The organism is Bacillus sp. JJ1533 (assembly GCF_036965045.1).
Classification (GTDB): Bacteria; Bacillota; Bacilli; order Bacillales; family Bacillaceae_L; genus Ferdinandcohnia.
The window spans coordinates 137,179-152,101 of sequence record NZ_JBALOV010000035.1; the positions used below are offsets into that span (position 1 = coordinate 137,179).

Consider the following 14,923-nt stretch of genomic DNA (forward strand, 5'->3'; position numbering starts at 1 on the left):
CATGAAAATGAAGATTAAAAATACCAATATAAATAGAGGAGCAGCATTTATTAGTATAATATTTGCTTTGCTCTTTTTTACATTGATGGGAAGATTTGCATATATCCAAGGTACAGGTAAGGTTGATGGTGTTGTATTAGCAGCTCTAGCAGAAGAAAAATACACGAAACAGAGAACGATTGAAGCGCATCGAGGAACAATTTTCGACCGAAATGGAAATCCGATTGCAGAGGATACCTCTACTTACACCGTGGTGGCAATCCTTGATGAAGATTTAACCGTGAATGAGGATGACCCGCAACATGTCGTGGATCCAGAAGAAACAGCTCGCAAGCTTGCGCCGCTTCTAAAGATGGATGAGAACGAGATGTATAAAGTTTTAACAAAACCAGAAAGAAAACAAGTTGAGTTTGGGACTTATGGCCGAGATATTAGTACCTCACTCAAACAAGAAATTGAAAGCTTAGAATTACCGGGAATTGCCTTTAGAAGAGAATTAAAAAGATACTATCCGAATGGGACCTTCGCCTCGCATGTTGTAGGATATGCTCAGAAGGTGACTGATAAGGAAACAAAAGAGACAGAAACAGTCGGAAAGATGGGAGTTGAAAAAAGTCTCGATAAATACCTTAAAGAAACAGACGGCTACATGAAATTCCAAAGTGATACGAAAGGTTATAAATTACCTGATGCAAAGGAACAGATTGTCGCTCCCGATAATGGAAGCAATGTTTACTTAACAATTGATCAAACGATTCAAACCTTCTTAGAGGACGCGATGAACACGACGATAAAGGAGTACCAGCCTGAAAAAATCATTGGTGTTGTTGCGAATCCAAAAACAGGTGAAATCTTAGCAATGTCGACAAGACCGAGTTTTGACCCAAATTATCGAAACATCGAAAATTACTTGAATGACGCGATTGCTTATCCGTTTGAACCAGGTTCAACGATGAAAATATTTACATTGGCCGCAGCAATTGAAGAGGGAGTCTATAATGGGGACGCCTCCTTTGCTTCAGGGAGCTACACGGCTGGAGGAGAAACGATTCGTGACCATAATAGGTCCGGATGGGGAACAATTACCTATGATGAAGGCGTCCTTAAATCCTCAAACGTTGCCTTTGCCAAATTAGCAAATGAACTTCTAGGGACCGATAAATTATTAGAGTATTTAGGTCGATTTGGCCTTGATCGGCCAACTGGCATTGATTTAGAAGGTGAAGTCGAAAATATCATTAATTTCAGGTGGGAAATTGATAGAGTATCAACCGCATTTGGTCAAGCTTCCTCTGTTACTCCGATTCAGCAGGTTCAAGCAGCAACTGCAATTGCAAATGGCGGTAAGATGATGAAACCGTATGTTGTTGATAAGATTGTTGACCCTGACACGGATAAAACTGTAGTGGATCACAAGCCTCAAGTCGCAGGAGAACCTGTTTCAGCGGATACCGCTCAGAAAGTATTAAATTTATTACGTCAGGTGGTAACTGACGGAACCGGAAAAGCGTATGATCTTGAAGGTTATCAAGTTGCTGGGAAAACAGGTACTGCCCAAATACCTAGTCCGAAAGGTGGGTATTTAACGGGAAGAGGTAATTTTTTATATTCATTCCTCGGAATGGCACCTGTGGATGACCCTAAATTAATCGTGTATGTGGCTGTAGAGAAGCCTAAGCTTAAGGATACAGACATAGGTCACGAACCAGTTGTGATGGTATTCAATCATGTTATGAAAAACAGTTTACAATATTTAAATATCCAACCGAAAGAACAAAATCCGGAAGATCAAGTGAATATTGATAAAGAAATTGAAGTTGAATCCTATGAAGGAAAATCGATTGATGAGGCAAAAACATCGATTGAAAAGCTAAATCTTAAGGCAACTGTGATAGGAAATGGAAAGAATGTGATTAGCCAAAGCCCGGGCCAGGGAGAAAAAATCCTGCCAAATGAACAGGTATTCCTTCTTACTGATCAAGAAGCTACCCTGCCAGATCTGACAAATTGGTCAATCAGGGATGTTATGAAAGTTGCTGATTTAACAAATATTCAAGTATCCTATAGTGGGACTGGTTATGTCGTACAACAAAGCTTAGCACCTGGGGCTATCTTAAAAGATGGTGATAAATTAACCGTCAAATTGGAACCACCGTATACCCAACAAGAAGAAACAACCGAAGATCCGATTGAAGAAGAAAATAGTGAGTAAGAACAAAAAGGAACTGATTTTTTCAGTTCCTTTTTTAATTTGTATCGACATCCAGCTCGTCTTGTGCTTGTCGGACTTGCACAGAACAAGGAAGGCTTCGGTGGCATTAACATCGCACGAAGAAAATGCAATGATTTTCGAGGAAGTGCTGACATCGACGTTTGCCACAGGACGTGGCAGAAGTTAGTCGATGATCCTCTATAGGCGCTTACGCATTTGTTCTGTTCTATTCGATCTGGTACAAGCATATATATTTAGACGAGCCTTGGATTTGCAAGTTTATAGGAGGTACATCTATATGCGAGTTTCAAATGTAACAGTACGAAAAAGATTATCGTTAGTTCTATTTATAGGGTTTTTACTATTTTTGATTATTGATGTTCGCTTAGGTTATGTTCAATTTTTTGTAGGGAATAAGCTGACTGCACTAGCAAAGGATTCGTGGAGTCGGGATATACCATTTGAGCCGGAAAGAGGAAAAATTCTCGATCGAAACGACGTTGTCCTTGCTACGAACCAAAGTGCACCTACTGTACTTGTTGTTCCGAGACAAATAGAGAATCCTGCTGAAGCAGCAGAAAAACTTGCCACCGTTTTAAATATGTCTAAAGAAAAAGCGTATAAAAAAATAACCGAGAATGAATCAAAAGTTTATATCAACCCTGAAGGCAGAAAAATTTCTCACGAGAAAGCGAATGAAGTCCGTGCCCTTGGGATAAAGGGAGTCTATATAGCCGAGGATTCGAAACGCCACTATCCATTTGGCAGCTATCTTTCTCATGTACTAGGTTTTGCCGGAATCGATAACCAAGGATTAACTGGTCTTGAGAAAAGCTATGATGAGGAATTAAAAGGTGAAAAAGGAAGTGTACAGTTTTACTCTGATGCAAAAGGAAGAAGAATGCCAGATATCGCTGATGATTATACACCACCAAAGGATGGTCTTGACTTAAGGCTAACGATTGATACAAGAATTCAATCCCTTATTGAGCGAGAACTCAATAATGCTCAAGCCCAATACAACCCAGATGGAATCATTGCGATTGCAATGGATCCAAATACCGGTGAAATTTTAGGCATGTCATCAAGACCTGACTTTGATCCAGCAAATTTCCGGAATGTTCCACAAGAGGTATACAACCGAAATCTCCCTGTTTGGAGTACATATGAACCTGGTTCAACCTTTAAGATTATCACTTTAGCCGCTTCGTTGGAGGAAGGGAAAGTCAATTTAGATAAAGATCATTTTAATGACCCAGGGTTTGTTAAAGTGGGGGGAGCGACTCTTAAATGCTGGAAACGTGGGGGGCATGGACATCAAACCTTCCTGGAAGTTGTTCAAAACTCTTGTAACCCAGGTTTTGTCGAGCTAGGTACAAGATTAGGAAAGGATACATTATTTAAGTACGTTCGCGATTTTGGATTCGGCCAAAAAACAGGTATTGATCTTCAAGGAGAAGGAACCGGTATCCTTTTTAAACCAGAGAACGTTGGACCGGTAGAGTTAGCTACAACTGCATTTGGTCAAGGGGTTGCAGTAACACCAATTCAACAGGTTACAGCGGTTGCGGCAGCAGTAAATGGAGGAACCTTATATAAACCATATGTTGCAAAAGAATGGGTAGATCCTGTGACCGGGAAAGTGGTAGAGAGGAACACACCTGAAGCAAAGCGTAAAGTCATCTCTGAAGAAACGTCTGAAAAAGTAAGGTATGCACTTGAAAATGTAGTAGCAAAAGGTTCGGGTGGTGGAGCTTATGTAGATGGTTATCGAGTGGGTGGAAAAACAGGAACTGCGCAAAAATCTAAAAAAGGTGGCGGCTACCTTCAAAATAACCATATCGTGTCCTTTATTGGGTTTGCGCCAGCAGATGATCCACAAATTGTCGTCTATATTGCGGTTGATAATCCTAAGGGGACCGTGCAATTTGGTGGAGTAGTAGCTGCACCTATAGTAGGAAACATCATGCGTGAAAGCCTGCCTCTACTTGGAATTGAAAAGCGCGACAACCAAATCGAAAAAGAAATGAGATTATGGACAGATAAAAAATATCTTGAAGTTCCGAATGTAATTGGATTAACAAAACAGGAATTACAGCAGCAATTAATGAATATAAAATTAGATATTAGTGGAGAAGGAAATGTTGTTGTTGACCAGGCGCCAAATGCGGGAGAACGAGTCCAGGAAGGAACAACATTACGGATCCATCTAGGGGAAGCCGCAGATAAAAAAGAATCAAAAGATAAGAACTAGTAGCCTAAGAGGATTTCCCCTTTAGGCTTCTTTTTTCTATAAAAAGGAATACCTTTAATATAGAGGAATAAAATTTTTGGTAAGGTGTCCTTTTCTCGGATTAAAAGAAAAATAGGGTACTAGACAACACACGGGGACTAGCGTATTATGTAAATCTGATACAATTCCCGGGTAAATTTTTCGAGAGGGAATGGTAAAATTCATGATGCGATTACAGGACTTATTAGCGAACCTGCATGATTTTACGGAAAAAGGTAATGCCAATCCTTTTATCACATCTCTTGAAATGGACTCGAGGGAGGTAAAAAAGGGAAGTCTATTCTTTTGTGTACAAGGTAGTACATTTGATGGTCATTTGTTTGCGACACAAGCTGAAGCCCAGGGTGCTGTTGCGCTCATCGCGGAAAAAGAGGTGCAGGTGTCCATTCCAGTAATTAAAGTGAAGGATACAAGAAGAGCGATGGCAGTACTGGCAGATGCATTTTACCAGCACCCGACACATCACCTCCAATTAATAGGCGTAACGGGAACAAATGGGAAAACATCAATCAGCCACATAATTGAAGAAATTTTTAAAGAAGCTGGTGAAAAAACAGGCCTTATTGGAACAATGTATGCAAAAATCGGAGAGCAAACAATAGAGATGAAGAATACAACTCCGGAATCAGTGATGCTCCAAAAATATTTTCATCAAATGGTGTCTGAACAAGTAACCAGAGCAGTAATGGAAGTTTCTTCTCATGCACTCGATATTGGTAGGGTTCATGGATGTGATTTTAATATTGCAGTGTTTTCCAATTTGACTCAGGATCATTTGGACTATCATCGGACAATTGATGAGTATCGAAGAGTGAAAGGTTTATTATTTGCTAGTTTAGGAAATCGCTATGAAAAAGCTAATCCGAAATACGCGGTTTTAAATAATGATGACCCTGCTTCAGAGGAATATGCAAGATCTACTTCAGCAACTATCGTTACATATGGAATTTATCGTGGGGCAGATATTATGGCTACTAACATTCGTTTAACAGCCACTGGGACAGAATTTGATTTACAAACACCGTTTGGCAATTACGAAATAAAGATGAATTTAATCGGACAATTTAGCGTCTACAATGTTTTAGCTGCCATAGCTACTTGCCTCGTTTCGCGAGTATCAATCTCTACGATTATAAGGGCTGTCGAAAAGATCAAGGGTATACCAGGGCGTTTTGAAATAGTGAACCAGGGGCAAAATTTTACTGTGATAGTTGACTATGCACACACACCCGATAGCTTAGAAAATGTCTTAAAAACAGTTAGACAAATTGCAAAAGGGAAAATCACAGTCATTATTGGATGTGGTGGGGACCGGGATCGGTCGAAACGACCACTCATGGCTAAAATCGCAACAAAATTTGCGGATGTCCCTATTTTTACGTCAGACAATCCTCGCTCTGAAGATCCTATTGAAATATTAAAGGAGATGGAAGCAGGAGTTGTAGGTGAAACGTATATCACTATCCCTGATCGAGAAAAAGCAATTTTTTATGCTATTTCAAATGTGGGTGAGAATGATATAATAATCATTGCTGGAAAAGGACATGAAACCTATCAGATTATTGGGGATAAAACTCATTTATTTGATGACCGCCTTGTTGCAGCTCGTGCAATTAAGGAGTTGAAGTAATTGTTATCCAATCAAGATATGTGGACCATGTTTGATGAGGGGTATGGGATCAAAAATCAGAATTTTGTTTTTGAGGAAGTGATTACTGACCCAACCATCTTAACCAAAAGAGGACTTTATGTTTCAATTGAACGTGATAAAAGGGATGAGTTTTTAAAACAGGCACTTTATAATGGTGCAGTTGCAGCAGTTTGGCCAAAGGATGAAAAATTACCGCTATTTCTACCTAATCATTTCCCTGTATTCGTAGTAACAGATCCACTACCAGCACTTAAACAAATCTTAGAATACTATTTAAAAAAAATCGAAGAAAATGGGTATGATACAATGACAAAATTTAAACTTTTTACGAATGAAACGAAAGAATTAATGCAAGACAATCAAACGAAAAATGAAATAAAGATACTTGCAAAAAAATTATCAATGATTGAAGAAGGGAGAGAGTAGAGATGATCGAAGAAGTAGTCATTTATTCGATTGCAATAGGATTTGTCATAAGTGTCATCCTCTCCCCCATTTTTATCCCTTTCTTACGTAGATTAAAATTTGGACAAAGTATCCGTGAGGAAGGTCCTAAATCCCATCAAAAAAAATCGGGAACACCGACGATGGGTGGAATCATTATTTTGGTTTCAATTTTACTTACGACAATTTTAGTTTCGACTCGTTTTGGGGAACTGTCGGTAACGACATATTTACTTTTATTCGTAACATTGGGCTACGGGGTATTAGGCTTTTTAGACGACTTTATTAAAGTTGTTCTTAAAAGGAATCTAGGTTTGACCTCTTTACAAAAACTACTAGGTCAAATCGCTATTGCTATCGTTTTTTACTTTATTTATAAACAAAATAATTTTTCAACAGCCATATCTATTCCAGGGACAGATGTTGAGTTTGATTTGGGAATTCTATATGTCCTTGTCTTAGTAATTTGGTTGGTTGGCTTCTCAAATGCCGTTAATCTAACGGATGGTTTAGATGGATTGGTTTCAGGAACGGCTGCAATTGCATTTGGTGCATTTGCGGTATTGGCATGGAATCAAGCGCAATATGATGTTGCCATCTTCTGTGTAGCGGTAGTAGGAGCAGTTCTTGGATTCCTTGTGTTTAATGCGAACCCAGCAAAGGTATTCATGGGTGATACAGGCTCACTTGCACTCGGTGGAGCGATAGCGACGGTTGCGATTGCGCTAAAGCTTGAAATCTTACTTTTATTAATCGGTGGGGTATTTGTTATTGAAACATTGTCTGTTATCATTCAAGTAATCTCTTTCAAAACAACCGGTAGACGTGTGTTTCGAATGAGTCCTTTACATCACCATTATGAGTTAGTAGGATGGTCTGAATGGCGGGTTGTTGTGACATTTTGGACGGTGGGATTATTATGTGCGATTCTTGGAATTTATATCGAGGTGTGGATTTAATTGAAAAATACAAATAACTTTACTAACAAACATATGTTAATATTGGGACTTGCCAAAAGCGGCTATGCTGCAGCTAAGGTTCTGCACGAAATTGGTGCACACCTTACAGTCAACGACCAAAAGCCATTTGAAGAAAACGAGGCTGCCCAGGAACTTGAAAAATTAGGAATGAACATTGTATGTGGAGGTCATCCAACTGAAATATTGGATGATCATTTTGACTTTATTGTTAAAAATCCGGGAATCCCATATAGTAACCCACTCCTAGTAAAAGCGAAAGAAAAAGGAATTCCAATTATAACGGAAGTGGAACTAGCCTATCATCTTACTCCTGCTGATTTTATTGGTATTACGGGCTCTAATGGAAAGACAACCACGACAACCTTGATTTTTGAAATGCTGGAGGTTGGTAATAAATCACCTTTAATCGCCGGTAACATTGGAACAGTAGCCTGTGAGGTTGCAAAAGCGGCGGAGGAAAAAAATATCATCGTTACTGAACTTTCCTCCTTTCAATTAATGGGCATTCAAGAATTTGCACCGAAAATTGCTGTTTTATTAAATATTTTTGATGCACATCTTGATTACCATGGAACGAAGGAAGAATATATAAAAGCAAAGGCAAGAATCTTTGAAAATCAAACGGCTGCTGATTATAGTGTCATTAATTTAGATGACAAGGACGTTGTTCGTGCAGCCGAAAGTGGTCGAGGAATGAAAATTCCATTCTCGACTACGCAAACATTGCAAAAAGGTGCCTATATGAAGGACCAAGCGATTTATTTTGATGAAGAAAAAATCATGGACATCCAGGATATTGTGTTACCAGGGTTCCATAATCTTGAAAATATCTTGGCTGCTGTTGCGGTAGCTAAGCTTGTTCATACGCCAAATAGTGCCATCACTGAGGTGTTAACAACCTTCACGGGAGTTAAACATCGCCTGCAATACGTGACTTCGATAGAAAAACGTAAATTTTATAATGATTCAAAAGCAACAAATATCCTTGCAACGAAAAAGGCGATTACTGCCTTTGAACAACCGATCATTTTATTAGCGGGCGGGCTTGACCGTGGAAATGAATTTGATGATCTAGTCCCTGAATTATCTCGTGTGAAAGCTATGGTTCTATTTGGTCAAACAGCCAAAAAGCTTGAACGAGCAGGGAAGCTAGCTGGAATAGAAACGTTAAAAATGGTCGATAATGTTGAAGCAGCGGTAAAAGAAGCCTATAACCTTTCAAATGAGGGTGATGTTATTTTATTATCACCTGCATGTGCTAGCTGGGATCAACATAAAACATTTGAAGAAAGAGGAGACATTTTTATAAACGCCGTGCATAAGCTTAAGTAAGGGCTTGGACAATCTAGATTAATCTAGCTCCAGCACCTAGCCAGTTTTCATCACCGATAATCTTCCTTGAGTATCTTGCGAAAAGCTTTGCTTTGAGCAGCTCGAGGTCATAAGTCAAATCACTCCAGAAATCAGGATTTCTGAGCGTGATTCGTCTTATGCTTGTCGGGGCTAATCAAGGCGCTTGCGCTTTTTCCTTGCTCTGAATCTAGAATGTAGAGGTGTTTTGATTGTGACCCAAAAAACGACTCCGGATATCATATTAATTATTACAACACTTACGCTTTTAGCAGTCGGATTGATCATGGTTTACAGTGCCAGTGCGGTATGGGCTACATATAAATTTGATGATTCGTTTTTCTTTGCTAAAAGACAGCTTCTATTTGCGAGTGTTGGAGTCATTGCAATGTTTTTTATTATGAATGTAGACTATTGGACATGGAGAACTTGGGCAAAAGTCCTCATTATTATATGTTTTGTCTTATTGGTTGCCGTATTAATCCCTGGAATTGGTATGGAACGTAACGGTTCACAAAGCTGGATTGGAGTCGGAGCCTTTTCGATTCAACCTTCAGAATTTATGAAATTAGCAATGATTGCATTTTTAGCGAAATTCCTATCTGAAAATCAGAAGAAAATTACGTCCTTTAAAAAAGGTTTAATGCCATCACTGTCTCTTGTTTTTCTAGCATTCGGTATGATTATGCTACAGCCAGACTTAGGGACAGGAACCGTTATGGTAGGAACCTGTGTCGTTATGATTTATGTTGCTGGTGCAAGAATTTCCCACTTTGTTGGATTGGGATTAATCGGTGTGGCGGGGTTTGTTGCCTTAATATTATCAGCTCCATATCGAATTAAACGAATTACCTCATTCTTAGATCCGTGGGAAGATCCGTTGGGAACTGGGTTTCAGATCATTCAATCCCTTTATGCTATTGGTCCGGGAGGTTTGTTTGGTTTAGGTTTAGGACAAAGTAGGCAGAAGTTCTTTTATTTGCCAGAACCACAGACAGACTTCATTTTTGCCATACTAGCAGAAGAGTTGGGCTTTATCGGGGGTTCATTTGTAATCATATTATTCAGTATTTTACTATGGAGAGGTGTACGGATTGCTTTAGGTGCTCCTGACTTATATGGAAGTTTTTTGGGAATAGGAATTATTGGAATGATTGCAATCCAAGTCATTATCAATATTGGAGTTGTAACAGGTCTCATGCCTGTAACGGGAATTACTCTTCCATTTTTAAGTTACGGAGGCTCATCCTTAACCCTAATGCTTATGGCTGTCGGAGTTCTTTTGAATATTAGCAGGTATTCAAGGTATTAACCCAAAATTACATGAATATATGTTATACTATAAAATGGTTTAACCCTGTTTATTCGAACAGGGTTAATTAACTTTAACGAAAAGACTTCCAAATGGAGGAGTTTCCTTGAAAATAATTGTTAGTGGTGGAGGTACAGGAGGTCATATTTATCCTGCCCTTGCCTTAATCAACGAAATCAAAAAGCTAAACCCAACAGCCGAGTTTCTTTATATCGGAACTGAAAAAGGGTTAGAAAGCGGAATTGTGACTCGTGAAGGGATTCCGTTTAAAACGATTGATATCACAGGGTTTAAGCGTAAGCTTTCCTTTGATAACATTAAAACGATCGCACGTTTCCTAAAAGGGGTCAGTGATAGCAAGAAATTGATCAAAGAATTTAAACCAGATGTGGTTATTGGAACAGGCGGTTACGTTTGTGGACCAGTGGTTTATGCAGCATCAAAATTACATATTTCTACAATTATTCATGAACAAAATAGCATTCCAGGTCTCACCAATAAATTCCTAAGCCGCTATGTTGATAAAGTGGCAATTTGTTTTGAAGAGGCTAGAGGATTTTTCCCTAATGAAAAAGTTATACTGACAGGAAATCCGCGGGCTTCTGAAGTCATTGGCAAAGATGGCCGAGCGGGAAGGCAATCTGTAGGTCTTAACAGCTCCCAACGCTCCGTTTTATTAGTGGGAGGTAGCAGGGGAGCGAAACCCCTAAATGATGCTTTTTTAAATGCCTTATCCGAAGTAAAGACAAAGGAATATCAATTCCTTTATGTAACAGGTGAGGTTCATTATGAACATGTGCTTAACGAAGTAAAGGCAGTTGGAAATCCTGATAATGTCATTATCAAGCCGTTTATTCATAATATGCCTGAAGTACTGGCAGGTGTGGACCTTGTTGTTGCTCGAGCAGGTGCGACAACATTAGCTGAGTTGACGGCTCTGGGTTTGCCAAGTATCTTGGTGCCAAGCCCATATGTGACAAAAAATCACCAAGAGAAAAACGCGAGGTCCTTAAGTGATAAAGGGGCTGCCATTTTACGCCTGGAAAAGGAGTTAACTGGGCCACAGCTAATTAAGGACATTGATTCAATTCTGTTAAATCAAAAAAAACTTGAGGAAATGAAAAAAGCATCCTCACAAATAGGTATACCAGATGCCGCAAAACGGCTATACAATGTAATGCAAGACCTAATTTAATAGCTTCTGGTGCCATGCGTTTTACTATTTTAGGCAAATGTACCATGAAGCGTACGTGGAGCATATACTTATAGTAATGTTTATTTCAAGTGTAGATGCTGATAAAGGAGGTTAATATGGACAATATTGTTAAGGAACTTCAAGAGGCAAACGTTGGCAAGGTTTTAGTGAATGAGCCTTTATCGAAGCATACAACAATTAAAATTGGTGGTCCGGCTGATCTATTCATCGAACCTAATAATATTAAATCATTAAAAAAGACGCTGGAGATAATTAAAAAGAACGGCATTAAATGGCGAGCAATTGGAAGAGGGTCAAATCTCCTCGTATCAGATAAAGGGATTGAAGGAGCGGTCATAAAGCTAGGAAATGGCCTTAATCATATGGAACTAGATGGTACCACACTTACTGTTGGTGCTGGTTTTTCTATCGTAAGTCTGGCTGTTCAAATTGCCAGAAAAGGTTTATCTGGACTTGAATTTTCAAGTGGAATTCCTGGTTCCATCGGTGGAGCTGTTTATATGAATGCAGGGGCGCATGGGTCTGATATATCAAAAGTTTTAACAAAAGCTCATATATTATTTGACGATGGTAGCTTTGAATGGCTATCAAATGAGGAAATGGAGTATTCCTACCGCACCTCTATTCTCCAAAAAAAGCGACCTGGTATTGTAGTGGAAGCAATCTTTCAATTAAATGAAGGAGATAAAGCAGATATTTCGGCGATTATGAAGAAAAACAAAGAGTACCGAAGAGATACCCAACCATGGGACCTTCCATGTGCCGGAAGCATCTTCCGTAATCCACTTCCAAATTATGCGGGACAATTAGTGGAAAAATCAGGCTTAAAAGGATATTCCATTGGCGGAGCCAAAATATCGGAAATGCACGGGAATTTTATTGTAAATGCCGGAAATGCAAAAGCTCAGGATGTTCTTGATCTAATTGAATTTGTAAAAGAAAAAATTTATACGTTACATGGTGTGCGAATGGAAACGGAAGTTGAAATAATTGGTCGAATGTAGACAGTTTCTACACCCATTTCTTAGGAAAATATGATATAATACAATAACATGTATGTGTTACTGTAACCATTAAATAAACGGCATGTATACATGCCGTTTATTCTTTCGTTTCCAAGCATTTTACGACTAGGATGAATCTCAATGAAGAACATACATAATTTTCTAATTCTAGGGCTTACCTAGAGCGGGGTGAATATATTTGGCAAAGCAAAAGGTTGTTACCATAGAAGACCGAATTCCAAAGCTTAAGCAGCGGAGAAAACAAAAGGCTAATCGAAGGCTGATTATGTATATCACGTTTTTCTTCTTTTTGCTTTCCGGAATTCTTTATTTCCAATCTCCTTTAAGTAAAATCGGCGAAATCACCATTACTGGCAACCAAAATATATCATCTGATCAAATCAAAAGCTTAAGTAAATTAGAAGTTGGGACAAGCTTTTGGAAGGTCGATAAGGATATCGTTATCCAAAATATTAAAAAACACCCTGAAATAAAAGAAGTCAAGATTGAAAAAAGACTTCCAAATCATATATTGCTAAATGTTAGTGAATTGAAAAGGGTAGGCTATATTAGTGGTTCTAATACGTTTTATCCAATCCTTGAAAATGGGGAAATTATTGAAAAACCGGAGGAGTTTGGTTCAAAGGCAATACCAGTTGATGCACCCATCTTAGTTGACTGGGAAGATAGAGCCTTAACACTCCTTGCAAAAGAACTTAAAAAAGTGCAACCGTCCATTTCGAAGCTTATTTCTGAAATACATCATACCCCGACAGAGTATGATCCACTTCAGATGACAATGTATATGATTGACGGATATGAGGTAAAAGCTACTGTAAGAAACTTTGCGAATAATATATCGGCTTATCCAACGATTATAAGTGAATTGGATCCGTCTCTAAAAGGATATATTGAACTAGACGTTGTACCTACATTTATTCCATATGAATATAAGGACACCAGTGAAGAAGAGGAGATGGTAACAGATGAAGGTGAAGGGTAAGCATGTCATTCTCTCATTTGTTTGCTTAGTCCTAGGGTTTATGATTTCATTCTCGTACCAGTTTACAAAGGAACAGTTGGAATCGAACCAAGTAACTGAAGAACAATGGAATGAAGAAGCTAAAATTCGAACTGAATTAAATGAACAAAACGAAAAAAATAATGAACTTCAATTAAAGCTTATTGAAAAACAAAATCAAATTCAAGCAATTGAAGAAGAACTTGCAAAAGAAGAACAGGAACAAATTTATTTCAATCTTGTTGAGGAAGTAGAAAAGTACCGTATGGTTGTTGGTGAGATTGGGGTAAAAGGTCCGGGAGTGGTCGTTACACTAGAAGATTCCTCTTATGTACCATCGGGGCAGGATGTAAATAACTATTTGGTACATGAAAGTCATTTATTCAAGGTCATCAATGAACTTTATGTATCTGGTGCCCAAGCTGTTGCTGTGAACGGTAAGAGACTTAGTCATGATTCCTATATTTACTGTAATGGACCAGTTGTTGTTGTAGATGGTAACCCTTATCCTGCACCATTTGTGATATCAGCAATCGGTGATCCAGAAGTCCTCGTACCTGCCTTAAATATGAATGGAGGAATCACTGACCAATTGATTCAGGATAATATTGTAGTGAAAATTGAGAACAAACAAATTCAGATGGATCCCTTAATTAATACGAAAAAATAAGCCGGGTAATGTTTTCACAATAATGAAGGTGAGGTGGTTTTATTGGACAAAAAAACAGGGATTAGCTTCACGGTCATTACGTGTATAATTGGGTTTATGGTTGCTGTCCAATTTCAAACCATTAAAGAACCTGAAGTACGTGACACCCGTGATTTATGGGAATTACGCGAGGATTTAAAGCAATCCCAAGAGCTATATACGGAGCTTTTAACAAAAATTTATACATATGAAGCAAAGCTAGAACAATACGAAAGTCAGCGTGACGATAGCAAAATCCTTATTCTTAAGGATACCCTTGATGAATTAAAGAAAGAAGCTGGGCTTACCGAAGTCTCTGGTCCTGGAATCACGATTACAGTTGAGCAATCGTTCAATGAAGCCGGTAAACAAGCAACGACCATTACGCCTAGTTTGTTGAGATGGTTAGTAAATGAATTAAATTCCTATCAAGCAAAGGCGATTTCAATTGATGGCCATCGCGTTATTACAACTACGGTCATTCGGGAAATTCAAGGTAGACCGAAAATTGATTCATATTCGATCAGTCCATTACCTATTGAAATAAAAGTCATTGCTGATGATGCTGAACGACTCTACAACAAGCTAAAGGCATCGGAAGCAGAGCGACAGTTTTTTATTGATAATTTACGATTGAAGATTTCGAAACCAAGTAAAGTCGTTACGATACCTGCGTATGATGACCCAATTAGGCTTACGGAAATGCAACCTAATATGGAACCAGACAAAAAGTGATAAAGGTGGAACATAGT

At 38.6% G+C, this 14,923-nt stretch carries 12 protein-coding genes; all 12 read left to right on the forward strand.

The genetic code is table 11. The features are described from left to right. Position 1 precedes the first annotated feature (1 nt). The 12 genes from V7138_RS18320 to V7138_RS18375 all read left to right on the forward strand — a co-directional run bounded on the left by V7138_RS18320 (position 2) and on the right by V7138_RS18375 (position 14,906). Positions 2-2,212: a penicillin-binding protein gene (locus tag V7138_RS18320; RefSeq protein ID WP_335400080.1), complete on the forward strand. Its 2,211-nt coding sequence runs from the start codon at positions 2-4 to the stop codon at positions 2,210-2,212. 298 nt (positions 2,213-2,510) lie between these two features. Continuing rightward, complete coding sequence (locus V7138_RS18325; protein WP_335400082.1) at positions 2,511-4,466, forward strand: stage V sporulation protein D; 1,956 nt, start codon at positions 2,511-2,513, stop codon at positions 4,464-4,466. A gap of 205 nt (positions 4,467-4,671) precedes the next feature. Continuing rightward, positions 4,672-6,135, forward strand: a complete 1,464-nt coding sequence (locus V7138_RS18330; RefSeq protein WP_335400605.1) for a UDP-N-acetylmuramoyl-L-alanyl-D-glutamate--2,6-diaminopimelate ligase — start codon at positions 4,672-4,674, stop codon at positions 6,133-6,135. Next, positions 6,136-6,582 (forward strand): hypothetical protein, encoded by a 447-nt coding sequence (locus tag V7138_RS18335; protein WP_335400085.1) that lies wholly within the window; start codon positions 6,136-6,138, stop codon positions 6,580-6,582. Positions 6,583-6,584: 2 nt separating this feature from the next. Next, positions 6,585-7,559 (forward strand): phospho-N-acetylmuramoyl-pentapeptide-transferase, encoded by a 975-nt coding sequence (gene mraY, locus V7138_RS18340; RefSeq protein WP_335400088.1) that lies wholly within the window; start codon positions 6,585-6,587, stop codon positions 7,557-7,559. Then, entirely contained in the window at positions 7,560-8,912 is a 1,353-nt protein-coding gene (gene murD / locus V7138_RS18345; protein ID WP_438824379.1) for a UDP-N-acetylmuramoyl-L-alanine--D-glutamate ligase, read from the forward strand. A gap of 229 nt (positions 8,913-9,141) precedes the next feature. After that, positions 9,142-10,242, forward strand: coding sequence for a stage V sporulation protein E (gene spoVE, locus V7138_RS18350; protein WP_026021680.1), 1,101 nt, complete (start codon positions 9,142-9,144; stop codon positions 10,240-10,242). A 106-nt stretch (positions 10,243-10,348) separates the two neighbouring features. Beyond that, positions 10,349-11,437, forward strand: a complete 1,089-nt coding sequence (gene murG / locus V7138_RS18355; protein WP_335400091.1) for an undecaprenyldiphospho-muramoylpentapeptide beta-N-acetylglucosaminyltransferase — start codon at positions 10,349-10,351, stop codon at positions 11,435-11,437. Between the two features lie 116 nt (positions 11,438-11,553). Continuing rightward, a complete protein-coding gene (gene murB, locus V7138_RS18360) occupies positions 11,554-12,462 on the forward strand; it encodes a UDP-N-acetylmuramate dehydrogenase (protein ID WP_335400093.1) in 909 nt (302 codons plus the stop codon). Between the two features lie 199 nt (positions 12,463-12,661). Then, positions 12,662-13,465, forward strand: coding sequence for a cell division protein FtsQ/DivIB (locus V7138_RS18365; protein ID WP_335400095.1), 804 nt, complete (start codon positions 12,662-12,664; stop codon positions 13,463-13,465). Beyond that, positions 13,455-14,153, forward strand: a complete 699-nt coding sequence (locus tag V7138_RS18370; protein ID WP_335400610.1) for a DUF881 domain-containing protein — start codon at positions 13,455-13,457, stop codon at positions 14,151-14,153. Before V7138_RS18365 ends, V7138_RS18370 begins: the two co-directional genes overlap by 11 nt. A 42-nt stretch (positions 14,154-14,195) precedes the next feature. Then, complete coding sequence (locus V7138_RS18375) at positions 14,196-14,906, forward strand: DUF881 domain-containing protein (protein WP_335400097.1); 711 nt, start codon at positions 14,196-14,198, stop codon at positions 14,904-14,906. The last annotated feature ends 17 nt before the right edge of the window (positions 14,907-14,923 follow it).